The 23,373-nt window shown below is 60.7% G+C and carries 19 protein-coding genes; 8 read left to right on the plus strand and 11 right to left on the minus strand.

The window, feature by feature from the left end; genetic code table 11:
• Positions 1 to 13: 13 nt before the first annotated feature.
• Genes cysC through AC1DWZ_RS23560 form a run of 3 tightly spaced genes read right to left on the minus strand, consistent with a single transcriptional unit; the run spans position 14 to position 3,537 of the window.
• Entirely contained in the window at positions 14 to 1,945 is a 1,932-nt protein-coding gene (gene cysC, locus AC1DWZ_RS23550; RefSeq protein WP_477171398.1) for an adenylyl-sulfate kinase, read from the minus strand.
• Between the two features lie 21 nt (positions 1,946 to 1,966).
• Positions 1,967 to 2,782 (minus strand): sulfate adenylyltransferase subunit CysD, encoded by an 816-nt coding sequence (cysD, locus tag AC1DWZ_RS23555; RefSeq protein ID WP_477171399.1) that lies wholly within the window; start codon positions 2,780 to 2,782, stop codon positions 1,967 to 1,969.
• A 14-nt stretch (positions 2,783 to 2,796) separates the two neighbouring features.
• Positions 2,797 to 3,537, minus strand: coding sequence for a phosphoadenylyl-sulfate reductase (locus AC1DWZ_RS23560; RefSeq protein ID WP_477171400.1), 741 nt, complete (start codon positions 3,535 to 3,537; stop codon positions 2,797 to 2,799).
• Between the two features lie 347 nt (positions 3,538 to 3,884).
• On the opposite strand from AC1DWZ_RS23560, the gene AC1DWZ_RS23565 reads away from it, so the two are divergent.
• Positions 3,885 to 4,907, plus strand: coding sequence for an NADP-dependent oxidoreductase (locus AC1DWZ_RS23565; RefSeq protein WP_477171401.1), 1,023 nt, complete (start codon positions 3,885 to 3,887; stop codon positions 4,905 to 4,907).
• A 3-nt stretch (positions 4,908 to 4,910) separates the two neighbouring features.
• Here AC1DWZ_RS23565 and AC1DWZ_RS23570 read toward each other — a convergent pair whose 3' ends face one another.
• Entirely contained in the window at positions 4,911 to 5,612 is a 702-nt protein-coding gene (locus AC1DWZ_RS23570) for an anti-sigma factor (protein ID WP_477171402.1), read from the minus strand.
• A complete protein-coding gene (locus tag AC1DWZ_RS23575) occupies positions 5,609 to 6,175 on the minus strand; it encodes a sigma-70 family RNA polymerase sigma factor (RefSeq protein ID WP_477171403.1) in 567 nt (188 codons plus the stop codon). The genes AC1DWZ_RS23570 and AC1DWZ_RS23575 overlap by 4 nt, the downstream gene beginning before the upstream one ends.
• Before the next feature lie 113 nt (positions 6,176 to 6,288).
• Between AC1DWZ_RS23575 and AC1DWZ_RS23580 the strand changes: the two genes are divergently transcribed.
• A complete protein-coding gene (locus AC1DWZ_RS23580; RefSeq protein ID WP_477171404.1) occupies positions 6,289 to 7,572 on the plus strand; it encodes an NAD(P)/FAD-dependent oxidoreductase in 1,284 nt (427 codons plus the stop codon).
• A 106-nt stretch (positions 7,573 to 7,678) separates the two neighbouring features.
• Positions 7,679 to 8,476, plus strand: a complete 798-nt coding sequence (locus tag AC1DWZ_RS23585; protein WP_477171405.1) for a carnitinyl-CoA dehydratase — start codon at positions 7,679 to 7,681, stop codon at positions 8,474 to 8,476.
• Positions 8,477 to 8,549: 73 nt separating this feature from the next.
• Here the strand turns inward: AC1DWZ_RS23585 and AC1DWZ_RS23590 are convergent, their stop codons facing one another.
• The 6 genes from AC1DWZ_RS23590 to AC1DWZ_RS23615 all read right to left on the minus strand — a co-directional run bounded on the left by AC1DWZ_RS23590 (position 8,550) and on the right by AC1DWZ_RS23615 (position 16,784).
• The gene (locus AC1DWZ_RS23590; RefSeq protein ID WP_477171406.1) at positions 8,550 to 11,927 is read right to left on the minus strand and encodes a tandem-95 repeat protein; all 3,378 of its coding nucleotides are present in this window, start codon (positions 11,925 to 11,927) and stop codon (positions 8,550 to 8,552) included.
• 219 nt (positions 11,928 to 12,146) lie between these two features.
• A complete protein-coding gene (locus AC1DWZ_RS23595; RefSeq protein WP_477171407.1) occupies positions 12,147 to 13,307 on the minus strand; it encodes an acyl-CoA dehydrogenase family protein in 1,161 nt (386 codons plus the stop codon).
• Positions 13,308 to 13,312: 5 nt separating this feature from the next.
• Positions 13,313 to 13,795 (minus strand): thioesterase family protein, encoded by a 483-nt coding sequence (locus tag AC1DWZ_RS23600; protein WP_477171408.1) that lies wholly within the window; start codon positions 13,793 to 13,795, stop codon positions 13,313 to 13,315.
• A 3-nt stretch (positions 13,796 to 13,798) separates the two neighbouring features.
• Entirely contained in the window at positions 13,799 to 14,758 is a 960-nt protein-coding gene (locus tag AC1DWZ_RS23605) for an L-carnitine dehydrogenase (RefSeq protein ID WP_477171409.1), read from the minus strand.
• A gap of 20 nt (positions 14,759 to 14,778) precedes the next feature.
• Positions 14,779 to 15,747 carry a 3-dehydrocarnitine:acetyl-CoA trimethylamine transferase CdhC gene (cdhC, locus tag AC1DWZ_RS23610; protein ID WP_477171410.1) on the minus strand — a complete coding sequence of 323 codons (969 nt, stop codon included), beginning with the start codon at positions 15,745 to 15,747 and terminating at the stop codon, positions 14,779 to 14,781.
• Between the two features lie 44 nt (positions 15,748 to 15,791).
• On the minus strand, positions 15,792 to 16,784 hold the full coding sequence (locus tag AC1DWZ_RS23615; RefSeq protein ID WP_477171411.1) for a GlxA family transcriptional regulator: 993 nt from the start codon (positions 16,782 to 16,784) through the stop codon (positions 15,792 to 15,794).
• Positions 16,785 to 16,938: 154 nt separating this feature from the next.
• Here AC1DWZ_RS23615 and AC1DWZ_RS23620 point away from each other — a divergent pair, with 154 nt between their 5' ends.
• The 5 genes from AC1DWZ_RS23620 to AC1DWZ_RS23640 all read left to right on the plus strand — a co-directional run bounded on the left by AC1DWZ_RS23620 (position 16,939) and on the right by AC1DWZ_RS23640 (position 23,370).
• Entirely contained in the window at positions 16,939 to 17,913 is a 975-nt protein-coding gene (locus AC1DWZ_RS23620) for an alpha/beta hydrolase (RefSeq protein WP_477171412.1), read from the plus strand.
• A 208-nt stretch (positions 17,914 to 18,121) separates the two neighbouring features.
• Positions 18,122 to 19,708 carry an ABC transporter substrate-binding protein gene (locus AC1DWZ_RS23625; protein ID WP_477171413.1) on the plus strand — a complete coding sequence of 529 codons (1,587 nt, stop codon included), beginning with the start codon at positions 18,122 to 18,124 and terminating at the stop codon, positions 19,706 to 19,708.
• A gap of 127 nt (positions 19,709 to 19,835) precedes the next feature.
• Positions 19,836 to 20,804 carry an ABC transporter permease gene (locus tag AC1DWZ_RS23630; RefSeq protein WP_477171414.1) on the plus strand — a complete coding sequence of 323 codons (969 nt, stop codon included), beginning with the start codon at positions 19,836 to 19,838 and terminating at the stop codon, positions 20,802 to 20,804.
• 45 nt (positions 20,805 to 20,849) lie between these two features.
• A complete protein-coding gene (locus AC1DWZ_RS23635; protein ID WP_477171415.1) occupies positions 20,850 to 21,734 on the plus strand; it encodes an ABC transporter permease in 885 nt (294 codons plus the stop codon).
• A complete protein-coding gene (locus AC1DWZ_RS23640; RefSeq protein WP_477171416.1) occupies positions 21,724 to 23,370 on the plus strand; it encodes an ABC transporter ATP-binding protein in 1,647 nt (548 codons plus the stop codon). The genes AC1DWZ_RS23635 and AC1DWZ_RS23640 overlap by 11 nt, the downstream gene beginning before the upstream one ends.
• Positions 23,371 to 23,373 lie beyond the last annotated feature (3 nt).

Raw genomic sequence — 23,373 nt, forward strand, 5'->3', positions numbered from 1 at the left:
ACGGCGCGTTGGGTCAGGCGCTTGCCGATTGCGAGGCCGGGGCCACTTTCACGGCATTCTCGACATAGGTGACGAGATCCTTCAGCGCTGCTTCCGGCGACGTGCCCGCCGTATCAAGCACGAGGTTGGCCTGGGTCGGTGCTTCATAAGGTGCGTCGATGCCGGTGAAGTTGCGGATTTCGCCGGCGCGGGCGCGGGCATAGAGGCCCTTGGGATCACGAGCCTCGCAGGTGGCGAGGTCGGCCTTCACATAGACCTCGTGGAAATGCGAACCAACGATGTTGCGCGCATTCTCGCGTTCCGCTGCATAAGGCGAAATGAGCGAGGTGATAACGATGAGGCCGGCATCGGCAAAGAGCCGTGCCACCTGCGCAGTGCGGCGGATGTTCTCAACACGCTGTTCCGGCCCGAAGCCGAGATCGTTGTTGAGGCCGGAGCGCAAGGCATCACCATCCAGCACATAAACCTGGCGCCCCTTGGCGAAGAGCTCACGCTCCAGGGCCATAGCCAGTGTTGATTTGCCGGACCCGGAGAGGCCGGTCAGCCAGATGACGGCACCCTGATGGCCGTTGGCGGCTGCACGGGCGGCATTGGTGACGAGATGATCCGGGCTGAACAGCAGGCGCGGCTCGTCAGCCAGATTGGCCTCGCTGGCGCGGCCGAGGATCACGGCGCCACCCACGATATCGCCATTGCGCACGAGCACGGCACGGCCGGTCTTGGTGAATTCATCGACCTGGTCGAGGGCGATCAGGTGCCGGCTGCGCACGAGTACTTCGGCGATGCCGTTCTGTGTGACACGGTCGGCGACCTGGCGGTCAAGGGAATCGACGTCGATGACGGCGCGGATCCCTTCGATCGAGACGGGGTATTCCGACGTCGCGACTTTGAGCGTGATGCGGTCACCTGGCTCCAGCGCTTCGCTGTCGAGCCAGAACAGGCGCAGCACCGCATCGTGGGTAAGATGAGGCGTACGCTCTGGATGCGTCGCCACCATGCCACGCTCGATGAAGAGTTCATCATCGAGGGTGAGAGCGACCGACTGGCCGGCGGCGGCGGCAATCTGCGGTGCCGCGTTCCAGGTCTCGATGCTGGCGACCTTGGCCGATTTGCCGGTGGGTGCGAAAGTCAGCGTATCGCCGACCTTGACGCGGCCGCTTTCGATGCGGCCCACGACCAGGCGGCGATGGTCGAACTTGAACACATCCTGTACCGGCAGGCGTAGCGGCAATTCGGTGGCTGGGCGCGCGGCTTCAAATCCGTCGAGGAGGTCGATCACCGTCTTGCCCTGATACCAGGGAGTCTGGGTCGAACGGGTAACGATATTGTCACCATGGCGCGCCGAGATAGGCACAATCGCCTGGGGGGTGAGGCCGAGTTCGGCGAGGAAGGCCGTGATCTCGTCAGCCACGTTCTGGAAGCGCACCGGATCGAACGCGATGAGGTCGATCTTGTTGACGATGACCGCGACCTGCCGCAATCCCAGCAACTGCAGGATGAGCGCATGACGGCGCGACTGTTCGCGAACACCCTCGGCGGCATCGATCACCAGCAAGGCGGCCTGGGCTTGGGCGACACCGGAGACGGCGTTCTTCAGGAACTCCTTATGGCCGGGCGCGTCGATAATGACATAGGGGCGCTTGGCGGTCTGGAAGAAGATCTGCGTCGTGTCGATGGTGATACCCTGGTCGCGCTCGGCCTGGAAGGAGTCGAGCAGGAAGGACCATTCCAGCGTGCCACCGCGCTTGTCGCTGGCGGCCTGCAGTTCGGCAAGCTTGCCTTCGGGCAGGCTGCCGGTGTCATGGAGCAGGCGGCCGATCAGGGTCGACTTGCCGTGATCGACATGGCCGACGATGGCGAAGGGAAAGCGCGCAGCTTGCGGCGCGGTATCATCATTGGCTGTGGTCACAATGCCCTGCGAGGTCTTGAGAGGGAGAACGGTCATGATCTGGGTTCCTGTGCGCGCTTACATGTAACCTGAGGCGCGCAGGCGCTCGAAAGCATCCTCGCGTTCATGGTCCATGGCGCGGCCAGCGCGTTCCGAAGTCTTGGTCGAGCGCAACTCGGCGATGATCTCATCGAGGCTGTTGGCATTGCTGACGACAGGCGAGGTGATGTCGCTGTCGCCCAGCGAACGATAGCGCTTGCCGTTGCGGGAGAAATAGAGCGGTACCAGCGGAATCTCCTCGCGCTGCACATAGCGCCAGATGTCGAGCTCGGTCCACGCCAGCAGCGGGTGAATGCGCATATGGGCGCCATCCGGCAAGCCGGCGTTGAAATGATCCCAGAACTCGGCCGGCTGGTCGCGGAAATCCCAAGCGCCGCCATCGGCACGCGGGCTGAACACGCGTTCCTTGGCGCGGGTCGCCTGCTCGTCGCGGCGGATGCCGGCGATGACGCCCTTGAAGCCGAATTCCTCAATAACGCGCTTCAGGCCGATGGTTTTGCGGGCAGCCGACCGTGCGGCCGGCGGCAAGGTCGGATCGATCTCCTCGACCGGCGGGCAATCGCGCACGATGAGGTTGAGGTTCCATTCCTTGGCATAGCGATCGCGGAAATCATACATTTCCGGGAACTTCTTGCCGGTATCGACATGTGTCACCGGGAGCGGCACATGCCCCAGGAAAGCCTTCTTGGCCAGCCACAGCATGACGTTGGAATCCTTGCCGAGGGACCACAGCATGGTGATCGGCTTCAGGCGGCTATAGGCTTCGCGCAGGATGAAGATGCTCTGCGCTTCCAATTGGTCGAGATCGGACTGGGTGTTCTGAATCTGGCTCATGCTCTTCTGATCTTTCAATTGCGGTGGATACCGCATTCGGTCTTGTCTTGGCCGGCCCAGCGGCCGGATCTTGCGTCTTCGCCCTCGGCGACACGGATGGTACAGGGCTTGCAGCCAATCGATTTGAACCCGTCATAAACGAGCGGATGCTGCGGCAGCTTGTATTGCTTGAAGGCAGCTTCGATGTCAGCAGCGGTCATCCGCGCCAGCGGATTGACCTTCACGCGGCCCGCCAGGCTCTCGAACACCGGCAAGGCAGCACGAGTACTGCTCTGATAGCGTTTGCGGCCGGTGATCCAGGCATCAAAGGGGGCAAGGGCGCGATCCAATGGGTCAACCTTGCGCAGCTGGCAGCAGAGATCGGGATTTGTCGACCACAGCGTGCCGTCGGGATCATGCTGGGCAATCGCCGCGGTATCCGGTTCCAGCGAGCGGAGATCGGTGAATTCGAAACGGCCGGCGAGGATATCGCGGTACATCAGCGTTTCGTCGAAATGCTTGCCGGTGTCGAGGAAGAGAACCGGCGTGGTCGGATCGACCAGGCTCAAGAACTGGAGCAGCAGCGCAGATTCGGCGCCGAAGGATGAGACCAGGCTGATGCGCTTGGGGAACAGCTCATTGATCGCCGCGTCGAGAATCTCCAACGGCGATGCCTCGGCGAAGCGCACATTCAAGGCGCGCACCAACGCCGCCTGGTCCGTCACGGATTCCAGTGGCGTTGCGATGGCATCCGAGGAGATTTGGTCGAGTTGCATGATGTGATCCAGGCTTCCAAAAGGTAATTACACAGTCAGAAGCGTTAAATAGTCTCTCTGATGTGAAAAGATTTAGCACGCTTAGGCTAGAGGTCAATTGAATTAATCGCACTCAGTGTAATACTTAATCTAACAGATAGATATTTGAGTGTGAAATAGACAATGATTACCCTGCGATCCTCAATATTGGCAGTTATCCAGTAAAATCAATGATCGCGAAATGAGTGTGATGAACAGCTGTACAGCAAGTGCGCTTTCCGCAAGAATGACGAAGCCTTGCATTTGTCTTAGACTGACTCATACATCCCGCCGGCCAGCGTCTCAAATAACCACTTGATGAGTGTAAAATGAACGAAAAGACCAATCGCCAGATCGTGTTGGCATCCCGGCCGACGGGCGAGCCCACTGTGGATAACTTCCTCCTGACCGAGGCGCCGGTACCTGATACCGGGGCCGGTCAGGTCCTGTTGGAGACGCTCTATCTGTCGCTCGACCCCTATATGCGCGGACGCATGAGTGCTGCCAAATCCTATGCGGCGCCGGTCGAGATCGGCGCGGTGATGGTGGGTGGGGCGGTCAGTCGCGTGGTCCAATCGCAGCATCCGGATTATCAGCCGGGTGAGATCGTCCAAGGGCGCACGGGCTGGCAGACCCATGCCGTCTCCGACGGCAGCGGATTGCAGAAAGTCGACCCTAGTCTGGCGCCGATCTCCACGGCGGTCGGCGTGCTGGGCATGCCGGGCATGACCGCCTATACCGGCCTCCTCAATATCGGCCAGCCGAAACCGGGCGAGACCTTGGCGGTGGCTGCCGCAACCGGACCGGTGGGATCGCTGGTGGGCCAGATCGGCAAGCTCAAGGGTTGTCATGTGGTAGGCATCGCCGGCGGTGCCGACAAGGTGCGCTACCTGCGGGACGAACTCGGCTTCGACACGGCGCTCGATCACCGCGCACCGGATTTTGCCGAGCAGTTGGCGGCGGCGACACCGCGCGGCATCGATATCTATTTCGAGAATGTCGGCGGCCATGTGTGGGAAGCTGTGTTCCCTCGGCTCAATGATTTTGCGCGCATACCGGTCTGCGGCTTGATCGCCCATTACAATGAGGATGGCCCGCGTCCCGGGCCGGACCGCTTGCCGCAATTGATGCGCGCTGTCCTCTCGAAGCGGCTTAGCTTGCGCGGCTTCATCGTCAGCGATTTTGCGGCACAGGCAGCCGATTTCCAGCGCGACGTTGCTGGTTGGCTGAAAGCTGGCCGGATCAAATACAAAGAGGATGTTGTCGTCGGATTGGAGAACGCGCCCACGGCCTTCATCGGCCTCCTCAAGGGCAAGAATTTTGGCAAGCTGGTGGTGAAGGTGGCTGACTGACGGTCAGTTGCGGGACGCCGAGACGATCTTGCCGGAGAGAACCACCGGCCCCGTGGGCAATCCCGTCGGTGATCCGCCGATCGGTTCGATACTGATCGCCAAAACGCTGTCGCGGGCAATGAAGGGGCGTAACATGGCTGGCAGCCTTAAGGTGCTGTCGGTGGCGCCGGCAATGATACCCAGCGAGCGCGGCGTCCCATCTGCGGGAATGACCCAAAGCTCGAAGGATTTTCTCTCTGGTGGCAAAGGCAGGCCGGCGGAGACGACAATCTCATGCGCTTCGGGTGTAGCCGCGATGCTCACCACCTTTGGATTGTCGGCATCACCCAAGGCCGCGATCTCGGTCGGGCGCGGTACCTGTTGCCATAGCATGAGTGCCACGGTCAACACGGCAACAGCGGCGGATGCCCAGATCAGTTTCCACCATGAGGCGGCTCGTGGCCAGTTGCGCGTGCTGGTAAACGGCACTGCCTTGGTAGCGGCCATAATGCGGGCGCGCAGCGCTGGCGATGGTGTCACGGGAGCTATCGCCTCGGCCAACGGCAGCAGTCGGTCAGCCCAGTGCCCGACCAGCATGCGCCACTGTGGGTAATAGGCAAAGCGGGTCTCCAACGTCCGCCGCTCCGCATCCGACAGCGTCCCAAGAACGAATTCCGCTGCTGTGAGGTCGGCATCGTCCGGATTGGTGGTGGTTGAGGATGTCATAGGTCAAGGCAGGTCTTGAGTTTAGCAAGGCTGCGGCGGATCCAGCTTTTGACGGTGCCCAAAGGCACGCTGAGGCACTGGCTGAGTTCTTCGTGGGTGAGCCCGTCCCAATACGCCAATTGGAGGACATGGCGCGGGCTGTCCTCGAGGGCGTTGAGGCAATCCTGCAGGCGGCGTCCGGTGGCACCAGCACAGGCGAGGTCGAGCGGCGAGGGGGCGTCGTCGCGGATCTCGTCATTGATCTCGCCGGTGATCTTGCCGCCGCGCACCGTCTCCCGCCGCAGCCGGTCGAGAGCGCGGTTGCGCAGCAGAACGACCAGCCAGCCCTTGGCGCTGCCTTGGTCGCGGTGATAGTGGGAAGCCTTGCGCCAGATCGACAAATAAGTCTCCTGCAGAGCATCTTCGGCCCAATCGCGTCTTTTAAGGATACGCAGGGCAAGGCCGAAAAGATGCGCCGAGGTCCGGTCATAAAGCTCGGCAAAGGCAGCGCTATCGCTGGCGGCGACGCGTTCCAGAATGTGATCCAGGCCGATTGTGCCGGTTTCCTGTGATGGCGTGTCCATGATTGATCATTCTACGGATGGCCAACGGGCTTGGTTCACGTCACGCAGTTGTCGGCAGCCTCCAATCCGGCCAGAATGGCGGCAAAATTGTAGCGGATAGGGAGTGTGGCTGGATGGGCGATACAGCAAAGCGACCCCGGGTCGTCATCCTGGGTGGTGGCTTTGGCGGCTTGTCGGCGGCCGTTGGCCTCCGCAAGGCCGAGGTCGACGTGATCCTGATCGACCGGCGCAACCACCATCTGTTTCAGCCGCTGCTCTATCAGGTTGCGACCGCTGCCCTGTCCCCGGCCCAGATCGCGCAACCGATCCGCACCATCCTCCGGCACCAGCGCAATGTGGAGATCATCCTGGATGAGGTAACCGGCATCGATCTCGCCGCGCGCCAGGTCATGACACCGGAAGCAGGGCCGATCGCTTTCGACTATCTCGTCATCGCGACCGGAGCATCCCACGCCTATTTTGGCCGCGATGAATGGCAGGACGCAGCACCTGGGCTGAAATCGCTGGATGACGCCACGGCGATCCGGCGGCGTATCCTGGACGCCTTCGAGCGCGCCGAGATCACCACGTCGGCCGCTGAACGCGATGCCTTGCTGACCTTCTGTGTTGTCGGCGGTGGGCCTACCGGTGTCGAAATGGCCGGCGCCATCGCCGAGTTGGCGCGCTGGACCCTGGCCGGAGAGTTTCGCCATATCGACACCTCGACTGCCAAGGTGATCCTGATCGAGGCGGGACCGCGGGTGCTGGCAGCGATGCCGGAAAAGCTCTCCCAGAAGGCCCGCGAAGGCCTGGCGCGGCTGGGTGTGGTGGTTCGCACGGGCGATGCCGTCACCGACTGCGCGGCGACCCATGTCACGCTCGGCAGCGAGACGATCCCCTGCCGCACGATCGTCTGGGCGGCCGGCGTCAAAGCATCGCCGGTCGGTGCCTGGCTCGGCGGCGACGTGCCGCTCGACCGGGCAGGGCGCGTCAAGGTGTTGCCGGATCTCTCAGTCCCAAACGCACCCTCCGTCTTCGTGATCGGCGATGCGTCGGTGCTTGATGGCGCCAATGGCCGGCCAGTGCCCGGGGTGGCCCCCGCGGCCAAACAGCAGGGCCACTATGTCGCTACCCTCATCGCCGAGCGGGTCATGGGGCGGGCCGGTGCAACCCCCTTCCGCTATCGCGACCAGGGCAACCTCGCCACCATCGGCCGCGGGGAGGCGGTGGTCGACCTCGGCTGGGTGCGTTTTTCAGGTTTCCTGGCCTGGTGGTTCTGGGGGCTGATCCATGTTTTCTTCCTGATCGACTTCCGCAATCGCCTCTCAGTCGCAATCGATTGGCTGTGGTCCTACCTTACCAATGGCCGGGCCGCGCGGCTGATGACGGAGGGAGATCGACGCAGCCTCGGCAAGTAGCGCCATGTCGTATTTCCTGCGGGTCTTGTCGGAATTCGTCATTCGATCCATAGTGCGCCGCCTATGCAGGATGGTGTAGTTCGGCGAGTGAAAGAGGATATCTGAAATGACCGAAGCCGTCAGAGTTGAGCGCCGTGGCCATGTATTGGAAATCACGCTCGATCGGCCGAAAGTGAACGCGATCGACATCGAGACGTCACGCAAACTGGGCCATGCGTTCTGTTTGCTGCGCGACGATCCGGATCTGCGCGTCGGCATCGTCACGGCGGCCGGCGAGAAGATCTTCTCTGCCGGCTGGGATCTGAAGGCCGCTGCCGCCCAGAACCTGGTCGGCAAATGGTGGAAGCATGATTACGGCCCTGGCAGCTTTGCCGGCCTCACCGAGCTATGGGATCTCAACAAGCCGGTGATCGCCGCGGTGAATGGCCTGTGCATCGGCGGTGGCTGGGAGTTGGCGCTGGCTGCCGATCTCATCATCGCGTCTGAGCATGTGGAATTCTCGCTGCCGGAACTGCCGCTCGGCATCGTGCCGGATTCCGGCGGCGTGCAGCGACTTCCGAAGCGCTTGCCCTACAACATCGCCATGGAAATCCTGCTCATCGGCCGGCGCATGCCTGTGCAGGAAGCGATGCATTACGGCCTGGTCAACAAAGTGGTGCCCAAGGACAAGTTGATGGAAACGGCGCGCGAATGGGCCGATCTCATGGCCACTGGTGCGCCCTTGACCGTTCAGGCGCTGAAAGAATGCGTGCGGTCGATGGAAGCCGTCTCGGTCGAAGACAGTTTCAAGCTGATCCGTTCCGGTACCATGAAAACCTACGAAGCCGCCGATTCCTCGTCAGATGCCAAGGAGGGTGTCAAAGCCTTCGCCGAAAAGCGCAAGGCCGACTTCAAAGGCGGCTGAGCAATATCTGGACGATAAAAAAAAGGGGCGCTCGGCCATCGCTGAGCGCCCCTTTTTTTATATTATGCGTGCCTTACGCGACGGTCTGCTGCATCTGATTGCTGACCTCGACAATCGCCTGATGGACGCCGTCATTGTAGGTGTAGGTCGTGAAGTCGGCGCCGTGATCCGTGGCTGTCCAGGTATGAACGCCGTCGCCGGTCAGCGTCAGTGAGTCGCCTTTCTGGCCGAGGATTGTCAGATGATGATCACCATCGGTCATGTCGAGAACGTCGGCCGCCGAGATGGCGACCTTGTTGTTACCGGCGCCAGTTGCGTCGACCACTTCAACATTGTCGAGCAGCTTCGCTTCAGGTGACCCAAAAGTCATGTTGCCATGCTGGAGGTGAACGGTATCCGTTCCCTCGCCCATGTCGAGAGCCGTGTTGAAATCCTTCTTGAGATAGAGCGTATCATCGCCCGAGCCCAGATGATGAAGGCTGTTGAGTTCGGTCGAGGAGATTTCGTAGCTGCTGGTCACATGCACGTCAGCTGCGCTGATATTTGACGTCAGACCTTCGGCATCGGTGACCTGATAAGTGATCGTGCGATGCCCATCTTCTGCGTTCGATGTCGAGAAGAAGGCGTGGTTGAGGAAGTCCTCGAACGCCGCCACAGTTTCAAAGCCAGCCTTGGGCGTGATCGTATAGGTCACGTCATTGCCGTGAGCCACGCTGGTCACTATGAACAGGCTGCTTGAGGGAATGTTGAGTGTGTCGCCGGCCAGAAAGCCGCTGGTGGTGACGACGGCGTTGAAGAGATGCGTGCTGTCGATGTCGCTGAGATGTACGGAAGGCTGCGTTGAGACCTGCGACAGCTTGTTGACGTTGTAGTCACCGATATCAACCTTGATGATGACGTCGTCATAATCCTTGTCGCCACCGCCGGCCAGATCCTCGAAGCCGATATAAAGTTTGCCGTCAGCCTTGGTGGTGACGCCCGACAAGGTGTGCTCGATATCGTTCTTGTTGTTGTCGGTGTTCAACGTCGTGTCGTGGGTGAAATAGACGTTGCCGGTCAGCGCCTTGCCGTCGAGCAGGATCTGGCCATTGCCGTTGGCATCCTTTGCGAAGGTCACATGCTGATTGATGGCAGCCAGATCGTTTGCCGCATTGTCGGTCTTGCTGTCGACGCCGGATACCGCCGCCAGGGCTTTGACGTTGTCGGACTGGCTGGCGCCGTCGGCGATGATGAAGAAGCCCATCTTGGTGTCGGCAGCAAGATTGCCCAGCGAAATGTCCTGCGGTTGCGTGTTGCCTAGGAAATCTTTCTCCAGGACACCGCCGGCCTTGTTCTGCGTCAGCTGCGTCGCATCCAGCCACAGGAACTTGACGCTGGCGGGATCGATATTGCCCTTGGCATCGAAAGTGTAGGTGCCAACCATGGATTTGTAGCCAGCACCTTCGGAGACGAAGCTCACTTTGACATCCGCCGCCTGGCTCAAGGTCAGGTTGGCTGGATTGACGCCGTTGATCATGCCGGGGTTGACGGCCTTGCTGTCAGCCCCGCCGGCGGCCAGATAGTCGCCGACCTTGTTGTCGCCGAACGGATTCTGCTCGACGCTGACACGCGTAACATGAATGTCGGTTTCGCCGCCTTGCGAGGTCACGACCGGCGCATCGTCGACCGGTGTCACCTTGAGTGTCACAGTCGCGACATTGCCATCACCCTGGCCGTCATTGGCTTTATAGGTGAAGGTATCGGTACCGTTGAAATTAGCGTCCGGCTTATAGGTGAAGGTGCCGTCGGTATTGAAGGTGATCGTGCCATGGGCCGGCTGGCCGACCATCGCATAGGTCACAGTGTCACCGTCAACGTCGCTCGCATGGACCGCACTTTTGACGAAGCTGTCTTCTGCTATCGTCAGTGTGCCGTTCTCGGCGACAGGCAGATCATTGACCGGCTTCACCTGGATTTCAACCGTGGCCAGATTGCTGTTGCCGGTCCCGTCATTGGCGCGATAGGTGAAGCTGTCGGTGCCATGATAGTCGGCGTTCGGGGTATAAGTGAAAGTGCCATCACTCTTGAAGCTGACCGTGCCATGGGCGGCCTGGCCGACGAGCGCATAGCTCATTGCGTCGCCGTCGATATCGGTAGCCGCAACAGCACTTTTGATGATCGAATCTTCGGCGATGGTGAACTTGCCGTCCTGCGCCACTGGGAGATCGTTGATCGGCGCAACATTGATATCGATCTTGGAGACATTGCTGTCGCCGGTGCCGTCATTGGCTTTGAAGGTGAAGCTGTCCGGGCCGTTGTAATCGGCGTTCGGGGTATAGGTGAATGTGCCATCATCATGGAAGGCGAGCGTGCCATGCTGCGGCTGGTCAACCAGACTATAGGTCAAGCTGTCGCCATCGACATCGCTGGCATGCACGCTGCTGTTGGTGATGCTGTCTTCGGCGAGGGTGAGGATTCCACTCTGCGATACCGGCAGGTCATTTTCCGGGCGAACGTCGATCGTGACGGTCGCGACATTGCCGCCTGCCGTACCATCGTTGGCACGGTAGGTGAAGCTGTCAGTGCCGTTGAAATCGGCGTCCGGTGTATAGGTGAAGGTGCCATCGTCACTGAACACGAGTGTGCCATGCTGCGGGGCACCGACCAGGTTGAAGCTCAGGGCATCGCCATCGACATCGCTACCGGTGACCGCGCTGTTGACGATGCTGTCTTCGGCAATGATGAGTGAATTGTCATCGGCGACCGGCAAATCATTGACCGGCTGTACGGTGATGTCGACGCTGGCGACGTTGCTGTCCGCCGTGCCGTCATTGGCCTTATACGTAAACTGATCCGGGCCGTTGTAATCCTGAGCCGGCGTATAGGTGAAAGTACCGTCGCTGCGGAACTCGACCGTGCCATGCTGGGGCGCATCAACGAGGACATAGGTGAGCGTGCCGCCATCGACATCGTGCCCAACGACTGAGCCTTCCAAGATCGAATCTTCTGGCGTGCGTAGTGCTTCGCCTTCGACCGTCGGCGCTATCGTCGCTGCGATGTCGGCCAGGGTCAGTTGGGCCTCGGGGCCAGGCTTCTCGCCGGCCGCCGGCTGATCGGGATCGTCGGGAAGCTCGGTCTGCTTCAGGCCGCCAACGGATTTGAGGCCACCAATGCCCTGCTGATCCTCAAAGGCGGCAAACCGGCCGCCGCCGCTGTCAGTCTCTGTCGCCGGCAAATCTGTGCTGCCAGGTGCGCCGGCAGCGGTCTTGAAACTCGCCAAGGCATCTTCATTGCCAGCGAGAAGGTCGGCCAGCTGATCCTGCGGCAGGGGCGTGCCGTCGGGCAGGGTGATCTGGGCGTCCTGGCTCAGGTCCTGCGGATGGCCTTGCTGGTTGCCATTGGCGTCGAAGAACGCCAAATGGGTGCCGTCGATTTCAACCAGATAGTTGCCGATCTTCACAAGCTGCGCCATGGCGGCGGTTTTCCTTATCAATGTCTGACGAAACATGTACGCCAGCGATGAAGGAACAGCAGGGGCGAAAGGTCCGAATCTGCATATCGATGTGTGAAGATTAGCCGGGATTCGTTGAAAACCCCCCGGTCCTATCGCGCCTTAACGTCTCGATAAGGATTTTACGACGAATTCGCGGGTGTTTCGTCCAATATTTATGCCCAATACTTATGAGTGTATTTAGGCTTCGAACGGCCGCAGCAATGCACGCGAGATGATGTGCCGTTGAATCTCGGAGGTACCGTCCCAGATGCGTTCCACCCGTGCATCGCGCCAGAAGCGTTCGACCCCCGTTTCCTCCATCAACCCCATGCCGCCGAAAATCTGCACGGCCTGGTCGGCGACACGGGACAGCATCTCGGTCGAGAACAGCTTGGCGATGGCGTAGTCCTGGTCCTGAACGGTGCCTTCGACAGTCTTCCAAGCCGCCTGCATCACCAGCAGATTGGCGGCCTCGATTTCGGTCGCCATGTCGGCAAGCTTGAATGAGACGCCCTGGAACTTGCCGATGGCTTGCCCGAACTGTTTGCGGGTGGCGGCCCATTGAATCGCCATTTCCATCGCCCGTTGCGCCCGGCCGACGCATTGCGCGGCCACCGTGAGGCGCGTGGCACCCAGCCAGGTGTTGGCGACATCGAAGCCATGGTGAACTTCGCCCAGCACCTGGCGCTTGTGGATACGGCAATCGGTGAAATTGAGTTCGCAATGATGGAAGCCGCGGTGGCTGACCGAACGGGACCCCATGCGAACCTCAAGGCCTGGCGTATCCTTGTCGACAAGGAAGCTGGTGATCAGCTTCTTCGGGCCTCGCTTGGTGTCCTCAATGCCGGATGCGGCAAACAGAATGATGTAGTCGGCGACGTCGGCGTAAGAAATGAAGTGCTTGGTTCCGTTGATGACGAAATCGTCGCCCTCGGCCGCCGCGCGGGTCTTCATTGACCGGACATCTGATCCGGCATCCGGCTCAGTGATGCCGAGGCATTCGATGCGCTCGCCGCGGATGGTCGGCAGCAGATAGCGTTCCTTCTGTTCGTCATTGCAGGCACGCAGGATGTTGCTGGGACGATGCACTGCGTATTGCAGGGCATAGTTGGTGCGGCCCAATTCCCGCTCGAGCAAGGTGAGTGCCACGTGATCGAGACCGCCACCGCCCAGCTCTTCCGGCATGTTGGGTGCGTAGAAGCCGGACTTGATGGCGCGTTCATGGATCTGGTGGATCAGTTCGGGGCGCACCTGGTCCGTCTTCTCGACCTCATTCTCGTAGGGGACGAGTTCGGCCTCCACGAAGGCACGGGTTGCCTCGACGAGCATCTGCTGCTCGCTGGTCAGTCCGAAATTCATGGTCTTCACCCCTTCTTAGGCGGTAGTCCGATCGACCGGCCGGCATTCGCCGGCTTAGGCAAGGCCGCGTGTTCTTTGGCGATTGCTTCGAGCTTCGCCAGCACGTCCGGCTGGAACGGTGCAACGCGCGGACCGGTCATATCCATATGCAGCAGCATTTGCTCGTTGGTAGCCGCGGCTTCAACGTCGTCACCGACATGCAGCGTGTGGAAGATGTGCAGGCGCTTGGCGTCGAGGCCCAGAATCTGCGTATCGACACGAACCGTGGCGCCACCTTTCACTTCCTTCAGGTAGTTGAGGTGCAGCTCGGCCGTGAACAGCGAACATTTGGTGCGCTCCCGCCCCGCCGCATCGAGCCCGATGTGATCCATCAGCGCGTCCGTGGCGTGGCTGAGGATCACCAGATAATAGGCGTCATTGAGGTGGTTGTTGTAATCGACCCAGCCGGGCTGGACCACCTCGCGATGCAGGCGGAGCGGGGCGCTCATCCCTCAATCCTCGTACTTCCAGCCATGCTTGGCCTTGGCTTCAGTGACCGCGCTGATGACGCTGATGATGCAATCGTCGCGCAGGCGCTCGAGTTCCTTGATCGAGTGCTTGCCGGCCTGCGTCTCCGTGCCCTCGACAATCTTATCGATGAGGTCTTCCGTGAGCGGCGGTGCCTTGAGATGCGTCCAGGGCAGGTCCAGCGCTGGGCCGAACTGCTCCATGAAATGGCGCATGCCGGCTTCGCCACCCGCCATGTGATAGATCATGTACATGCCGAAGAACGACCAGCGGATGCCAAAGCCGAAGCGGATCGCGTCGTCGAGTTCGCCGGTGGTGCAATAGCCATCCTTCACCATGTGCAAGCCTTCGCGCCACACCGCTTCCAGCAAACGATCGGCGAGGAAGCCGGGGACTTCCTTGCGCACATGGAGCGGGCGCATGCCCAGGCTCTTGTAGAAAGCGATGGCAACTTGCACCGCCTCGGGCGAGGTCCACTTGCTGGGGCAGACTTCCACCAGCGGCAATAGATAGACCGGGTTGAACGGATGGCCGACCAGGCAGCGTTCCGGGTTCTTGGCTTCCTTGTAGAAATCGGTCGGCAGCAGGCCGGAGGTCGAGGAGCCGATGATGGCGTCGGGTTTTGCCGCCGCCGTTACCTGGGCGTGCAGCTTGACCTTCAGATCTTCGCGTTCCGGCGCACTCTCCTGGATGAAGTCTGCGTCACGAACGGCTTCTTCGACGGTGGCGACGAAAGTGAGGCGGCTCTGCGAGGCGCCTGGCTTCAGGCCGACCTTCTCCAGGGCGGGCCAAGCATTGGCGACGTTGGCGCGCAGCTGTGCTTCAGCACCCTTGCCAGGGTCCCAGGCCACGACGTCGAGACCTGCGGCGAGGAAACGTGCTGCCCAGCCGCTGCCGATGACGCCGGTGCCGACGATGGCGCACTTCTTGATGTTGGAGATCATGTTCGTTCGTCCTTACTGGATTAGCCGCGAGTCTTGAGACCGAGCTTCTTGCGGCCTTCGGCCGGGGTGAGGGGGCGGGCGCCGAGGCGCGAAATGATTTCGCAGGCACGGTCGGTAAGCGACGCGTTCGAGGCCGGCACGCCCTTGTCGAGCCAAATATTATCCTCGAGGCCGACACGCACATGGCCGCCGAGCAGCAAAGCCTGTGCCAGCATCGGCATCTGCATGCGGCCGATGCCGAACCCGGCCCAGATGGCGCCCTGGGGCAGATTGTCGACCATGGCTTTCATCGTCGTGGTGTCGGCAGGCGCGCCCCATGGAATGCCCAGGCACAGCTGGAACATCGGATTATCGCCCAAGAGGCCTTCCTTCTGCATCTGCTTGGCAAACCACAGATGACCGGTATCGAAGATTTCGAGCTCAGCCTTCACGCCGAGTTCCTGCACCTTCTTGGCGCCGGCACGCAGCATGTTGGGCGTCGAGATATAGGTATAGTTGCCATCGCCGAAATTGAGCGTGCCGCAATCGAGCGTGCAGATTTCCGGGAGCAGCGCTTCGACATGCGCCAGGCGTTCCATCGGGCCAACAAGGTCGGTGGCCTTGCCGAACTTGAAGGGCTCTTCGCCCGCACCGATTTCAAGATCGCCACCCATGCCGGCGGTGAGGTTGATGATGACGTCGGTGCCCGATGAACGGATGCGGTCGACGACCTCGCGATAGAGGTTCACGTCGCGGCTGCCCTTGCCAGTTTCCGGATCGCGCACATGGCAATGCGCCACGGTGGCACCGGCCTTGGCGGCCTCGATGGCGGCGTCGGCGATCTGCTTCGGGGTCACGGGAATGGCCGGGTGCTTGCCGACGGTATCGCCGGCGCCGGTGACGGCGCAGGTGACGATCACTTCGTAGTTCATGGCTGGCTCTTTCAGTTGCGGCACGAGATTCTGGCTGGCCGGATGCTGGCGCGGGGCGCCTTTTCCGGGTTGACGCATTTCGACAAGCACTTGACTAATTTCGTCGGCAGCGATTTCTCGCACTAGCGAAGAACAGGCATGATCCCCAGCGCCGGCCGGCGGCGCTCAGCACTTGGCGCCTTGCCGGCCCAGCCGTGATAGCTGCGCGAAAAATGCGCGGCCGAGCCGAATCCGCAGGCGACCGCCACTTCGACAATCGACATGTCGGTATATTGCAGCATCGAACGCGCCCGTTGCAGGCGCAGGTCGAGATAGTAGCGGCGCGGCGACATGCCGAAATAGCGGTCGAACAGCCGTTCCAACTGCCGCAGCGACATGCCGGCCGTCTTGGCGAGGGCGGCACTCATCACAGGCTCCTCGAGGCGCGATTCCATCAGCTTGATGACGCGCGAGAGGCCGGCATGGCTGATGCCCTGGCGCTCCTTGGGTTCCATGCGCTGCCGGTCGCCGGGACCACGAATTTCGGGATGGATGAACTGTTCTGACACGGCCGCCGCCAGCCGGTGTCCGTGCTGGCGCCGGATCATGTGCAGCATCAAATCGAGTGCTGCCGTGCCACCGGCGCAGCTCCAGCGGTTGCGGTCGATGGCATAAAGCGAATTCTCGACCTCGACCTTGGGAAAGGCTTCGCTGAAACTGTCGAGGCTCTCCCAATGTGTCGTGGCGCGGTAGCCGTCCAGCAGGCCAGCACGCGCCAGCAGGAAGGCACCAGTATCGATGGCGCCCAGTTCGATCCCGGCGCTGTTCTGGCGCTGCAGCCATTGCCGCATCGTTGCATCGAAATGGCGCAAGGGATTGAAGCTGGCGCAGATCACTACCATCGGATAGCTGGGGTGGCTGGTGATCGAATGATCCGCCGCCAGCGACATGTTGTTGGAAGCCGTCACCGGATTGCCATCGCGCGATAACACCTCCCAGCGATAAAGCTGGCGCTCGGCCATGCGGTTGGCAACGCGCAAAGGTTCCACGGCGGATACGAAGGCCATCATGGAGAAGAGCGGCATCAACAGAAAGCCGATCGTCATGGTCTGGTCGCTGGCAGGCGTCGGCGTCATGGCTCAGCTGTTCACGTTTCTGCCAATCTCAATCTGGCGGTCTGATTTTGGTGGCGGCGATAGAATTCGGTTGTCGGCCGGACCGGCGCCCGGGATAGTGCCGTGTCGAATACGCCCTGCGCAAGGGATGGGGCAAGTGCGAGATGGAGCGAGCATGACTGCCGGTACCACAAGCCAGATGCCGCAAGCGGACCCTGAGGTGGCAGCTTTCATCGCCGATTCCGACGCGACGTTCACCGCGGCCTACGATGCTTTGCCGATGGCGGAACAGCGGGCCATCTATGATTCCTACTGGCAGCGATATCATGCCCCGCGACCAGCCGGCGTCACGGTCGAAACCATCATGATCCCGGCAGATGGCGGTACGCGGCGGGCATTGCTCTATCGGCCGCCGCAGCAAGGTGTGTCCGGGCAAGCCCTCCCAATCGTTGTCTATTTTCATGGCGGCGGCTGGATGCTGGGATCGCCGGAAAGCCACGATCTGCCGGTGGCGCGTCTGTGTGCAGAGGCCAACGTCGCCGTGCTCAGCCTAGACTACCGCCTGTCGCCGGAGAGCGTGTTTCCCGATGCGCTGATGGATTGTCTTGCAGCCGTCAATTGGGTGGCCAAGGCGGGCAGGGCGGCCGGCCTGGATCCGGACCGGCTGGCCGTTGCCGGTGACAGTGCCGGCGGCAATCTCGCGGCGGGGCTTTGCCTGTGGATCCGGGATCATGGCGGACCGGTGATCCGCTTTCAGGCACTTATTTACCCAGGCCTTCGCGCCGGCGCCGGACCGGGCAGTTCGGGTGGCGTGTCGGCGGAGGCCTTGGGTCATTATCTGTCGGCATACTTCGGCGGCCAGCAATTAACTGACAACGCTTATGCGATGCCGCTTTCTGCCAAATCGCTGGCCGGATTGCCGCCAGCCTTCATCGCGACGGCGGAACTGGATCCCATTTTGCCGCACGGCATCGCCTATGCTGAGCGACTTCGTCATGCTGGCATACCATGCAGTTATACTTGTGGCGCAGGGCTTCCGCACACCTACTTGCGCACAGTTCACTTCTCGCGAGCCGCTGCTGCGGAACTGTCGGCATGCTGCGCCGCAATAAGGGATGCGCTGGCCATCCAGCATGTGCGTGTGGCCTGAAAAAATCCTTCACGATCCGGCGATTGTGTCGCTTAGCAATGATGGGATGTCGTAAATCATCAAGAATACTTGTGGCGGCCCCCTAATGATGGGTTAACTAATAACAAAACTATGGAGCTGGTGCCCCTGTAGGCACTGGCCCGCGTAACAGGGTTTGCCGCCGGTCGGCATGGGGTCGGTCGGTTCGGCCGTTAGGGAGAGTCAAAATATGAATCAATGGGAAGAGTTGCAGCAGGCCGCTTTCAACAAGCGCGTCTCGCGGCGTGATTTTATGCGTCGTGCCACGGCGTTGGGTATTTCGACGGCATTGGCGACGGGTGTTCTGAGCCGCGCCGGTTACGCGCAGGAGCCCAAGAAGGGCGGCACGTTCAAGATCGGTCTGGGCCATGGTGCCACGACGGATTCGCTGGATCCGGCCACCTATCCTGACCAGATGACGGGCACCGTGGGCTGGGGCGCCTCGGGCAACAGCCTCACTGAAATGGATGCGGCCGGCAACATCGTCGGCGATCTCGCCGAAAGCTTCGAGCCGTCGGACGACGCGAAGAAGTGGGTCTTCAAGCTGCGCAGCGGCACCACCTTCCACAACGGCAAGAGCGTGACGGCCAACGACGTCGTGCAGTCCTACCTCCATCACATGGGCAAGGATTCGAAGTCCGCTGCGAAGTCGATCCTGGATTCGGTCGAGGAAGTGAAGGCGGATGGCGATAACATCGTCTTCACGCTGAAGGGCGGCAACGCCGACTTCCCGTTCTATGTCAGCGACTATCATTTGAAGACGATGCCGGCCAAGGATGGCGGTGGCGTTGATTGGGAATCGGGCGTCGGCACTGGCCCCTACAAGATCGACAAGTTTGAGCCGGGCGTTGGCGCCAAGCTGTCGCGCTTTGACGGCTTCTACGGCAAGTCCTATTTCGATGCCGTCGAGTTCAAGGTCATCGCCGACGTGGCCGCGCGTACCAACGCGCTGACCTCGGGCGAAATCCACTTCATGGACCGTTGCGATCTCAAGACCGTCAATCTCCTGAAGAAGAATCCCGACCTCAACGTCACCGAAGTGACCGGCTATGGCCACTACATCTTCGTGATGAACACGCAGATGGAACCGTTCAACAATCCGGATGTCCGCAACGCGCTGAAGAACGCCATCGACCGCGAAGAAATCGCCAAGAAGGTGTTCCATGGCTATGCGAGCGCCGGCAACGACAACCCGATCGCGCCGAGCGTTCAGTATGCGACCAACCCCGAACCGATCCACACGTTCAACCCGGATATGGTCAAGGAACTGCTGAAGAAAGCTGGCAAGGAGGGCCTCACGGTCGACCTGTCGGTGTCCGATGCAGCGTTCGCTGGCGCGGTTGACGCCGGCACGCTGTTCAAGGAAAGCGCTGCCAAGGCCGGCATCAACATCAATGTCATCCGTGAAGCGGCCGACAGCTACTGGGATGCCGTCTGGCTGAAGAAGCCGTTCTGCGCCTCATATTGGAACGGTCGTCCGACCTGCGACTGGATGTTCACCACGGCCTACGCTGCCGATGCGGCCTGGAACGACACGTTCTGGAAGAACCCGCGTTTCAACGAGCTGCTGGTTGCCGCCCGTTCGGAAACGAACTCCGACACGCGTGCCAAGCAGTATGCCGAAATGCAGCAGCTGGTGCATGACGATGGCGGTCTCATCAACATCGTCTTCAACAACTACGTCTCGGCCCATTCCAAGGCGGTTGCTCATGGCGACCTGCTGTCGAACTGGGATGTCGACGGGATGAAGATCTGCTCACGTTGGTGGATGGCCTAAACCCCACTTAAGGTTTGGATCGGGCTGTAACCGCAAGGTTGCAGCCCGATCTATTCCCATTGGGGAAATGCTCATGCATAGTGGATAGCTTGGCTCAAGGGACATCGCTGCGGCGATGGGGGACGTGATGCATCCAATCGCACGAACAATTCTGCAACGGCTGGGACTGGGTCTGTTGACCCTGTTCATCGTGTCGATTGTGATCTTTTCGCTGGTCGAAATGCTGCCCGGCGACTTTACCAAGGCCATCCTGGGTCAGGCATGGACGCCTGAAACGGGTGCGGCTTTCGAGAAGGAAATCGGTCTCGATAAGCCGCCGGTGACGCGCTACATCAATTGGGTTTCCGATGTCGCCCATGGCGATTTTGGTGAATCCTTCGCCAGCCGTGTCGATTATCGCCGCACCGTGGCAGAGCTGATCGAACCACGCCTGGCCAACACCCTGTTCCTCGCCAGCCTGACAGCGCTCGTAGCCGTGCCGCTGGCGTTGACGTTGGGGATCATGGCGGCACTTTATCGAAACTCCATGTTCGACAAGGTGGTGAACGCTGTGACGCTGACCACGATCTCAATGCCCGAATTCTTCATGGCCTACCTGCTGATGCTGTTCCTGTCGGTGAAACTGCATCTTCTGCCGGGCCTCGCTTCGGTCGATGCCGATACGCCGATGCTGGAGCGCCTTGCGCGCTGTGCTTTGCCGGCGCTAACCCTGACCTTGGTGATCGTCGCTCATATGATGCGCATGACGCGCGCCGCGATCATCAATCTGCTGGCCAGTCCCTATATCGAAATGGCGCGCCTCAAGGGCCTGAGCAAGGGGCGTGTCATCCTGCGCCATGCCTTGCCCAATGCCTGGGCGCCAATCGTCAACGTCATCGCCTTCAACCTTGCCTATCTGGTGGTCGGCGTGGTGGTGGTCGAAGCGGTGTTCACCTATCCGGGCATCGGCCAGCTGATGGTGGATGCGGTAACCTCGCGCGATATTCCGGTGGTGCAAGCTTGCGCGCTCATTTTTGCCGCGACCTACATTACACTCAATCTGACTGCCGACATCATTTCGATCGCGACGAACCCGCGCCTGCTGCATCCACGATGACGGGCGGATGCAAGTCTGGATTTGGGGTAGTGAAGGGACCGGGGAATGGCTGAAGCTTTGACAGAAACAAGGGTCCCGCGGGCGCGCCGGTCGAAAGTGACTGTGGCGCTGCGTGAGTTGAAGAAGGCGCCCTGGAGTGCCTGGTTCGGGTTGATCGTGCTGTCGGCCTATATCCTGGTCGCAGTCTTTGCGTCGGCGATAGCCCCATACAAGGAAGCCGAAGTGGTGGGCGATTCCTATATGGAATGGAGCGCCATGTACCCGCTCGGCACCGACCAGCTCGGTCGCGACATGCTGACGCGCATGATCTACGCGGCCCGCAACTCAATGGGCATCGCTTTCGCCGCAACTTTGTTTTCGTTCCTGACTGGCGGCGTTCTCGGCATCATGGCCTCGATCCTGCGTGGCTGGTTCGACCAAATCGTCAGCCGCTTCGTCGATGCCTTGATGGCGATTCCCAGCCTGATTTTCGCGCTGATGATGCTCTCGATCCTGGGGCCGACCGCGACCAACCTCATCATCGTCATCGGCGTCGTGGATGCGACCCGCGTATTCCGCCTGACCCGAGCCGTTTCCATGAATGTGGTGTCTCTCGATTTTGTCGAGGCGGCGCGCCTGCGCGGTGAAAAACTGCCCTGGATCGTGTTCCGCGAAATCGTACCCAACATTCTGCCACCGCTCATCACCGAGTTCGGCCTGCGCTATTGTTTTGTGTTCCTGACCATCAGTTCACTCTCCTTCCTGGGGCTGGGTCTGCAACCGCCGACCGCGGATTGGGGCCTGATGGTGAAAGAGAACGCCACGCTGATCATCTATGGCGATATCACCCCGTTGCTGCCGGCAGGCGCAATTGCCTTGCTGACGGTGGCGATCAATTTCGTGGTCGACTGGTTCCTGCACAAAACAAGCGGGTTGCGCGATGGGCAATGACAATCTGAAGCAAGCGACCCGTGCCAAGGGGGAAGTCCTCCTGGAAATGCGTGGCGTGATGATTGAAGGCGAAAGCGACGATGTCTGGCATCAGATCGTCAAAGGCGTCGATATCACGCTGCGCCGTGGCGAGGTGCTGGGCCTGATCGGTGAATCAGGTGCCGGTAAATCCACGCTTGGCATCGCTGCCATGGGCTTTGCCCGACCTGGCTGCCGCTTCAATGGCGGTAGTGTTACCTTCGACGGCATGGATTTGCTGGCTGCCACCGACGAGGAGCGGCGCAAACTCCGCGGTTCGCGCATCTCATACGTAGCGCAGAGCGCTGCTGCCTCTTTCAATCCGGCACACCGCCTGATCGACCAGACGATCGAGACGGCAACACAACACGACATCCGCGACACGTCGTCCGCCGTCGCCGACGCCAAGGATCTTTACGGACGCCTGCGGCTGCCCAACCCGACCACGATCGGGTCGCGCTATCCGCATCAGGTTTCCGGCGGTCAGTTGCAGCGCGTGATGACAGCCATGGCGATGACCTGTCGCCCCGACCTCATCATCTTCGACGAGCCGACCACGGCGCTCGACGTCACCACCCAGGTCGAGGTGCTGGCTTCGATCCGTGCCATCGTTGAAGAGTTCAACACAGCGGCGATCTACATCACTCACGACCTCGCAGTCGTTGCGCAGATGGCGCATCGCATCATGGTGTTGCGCCATGGCAAGCTGGTCGAGGAAGCGCCGACCCGCGAGATGCTGGCGGCGCCCAGGGAAGCTTATACCAAATCTCTCTGGGCCGTGCGCAAGCTGGCCAAGGAAGAATCCACCACCGAAGATCTGATCCTGCGTGTCGATCACGTCGATGCCGCCTATGGCAATGCCGTGAAGATCCTCGACGATGTCTCGATCTCCGTGCCACGTGGCCGTACGGTGGCAGTGGTCGGCGAATCCGGTTCGGGCAAATCGACGCTGGCGCGCGTCGTTACCGGCCTGCTGCCACCCAGCAAAGGCTCGGTCAAGTTCAATGGTCGCGACCTGCCGCCGGCGCTGGCGCAGCGCGACAAGGAAAGCTTGCGCCGGATCCAGATGATCTATCAAAGCCCCGACACGGCGCTCAATCCGCGCCATAGGGTTTATGACATTATCGGCCGGCCGCTGACCTTCTATCACAATCTCAAAGGCAAGGCGCTGGAGGAGCGGATCATCAGTCTCCTGAAGATGATCGAACTCGACGAAAGCTATATCGACCGTCTGCCGGGTGAGATGTCTGGCGGCCAGAAGCAGCGCATCTGCATTGCTCGTGCCTTGGCTGCGGAGCCTGACCTCATCATCTGCGACGAGGTCACTTCGGCGCTCGATCAGATCGTCCAGGAAGAAATCCTGAAGCTTCTCCTGCGTTTGCAGGCGGAATTCGACATTTCCTACCTCTTCATCACCCACGATATCGCCACCGTTCGCGCCATCGCCGATGAGATTGTGGTCATGAACCAGGGCAAAGTGGTACAACAGGGCCTCAAGACCAAGGTCTTGTCGCCACCACACCCGGCCTATACCGAATTGCTGCTGTCATCTGTTCCGGAGATGGACCCGGATTGGCTGACAAATCTTCTGCAGAAGCGGGCGGCCAAAACCAAGTGAGCA

The organism is Dongia sp. P2_B8, assembly GCF_056404715.1.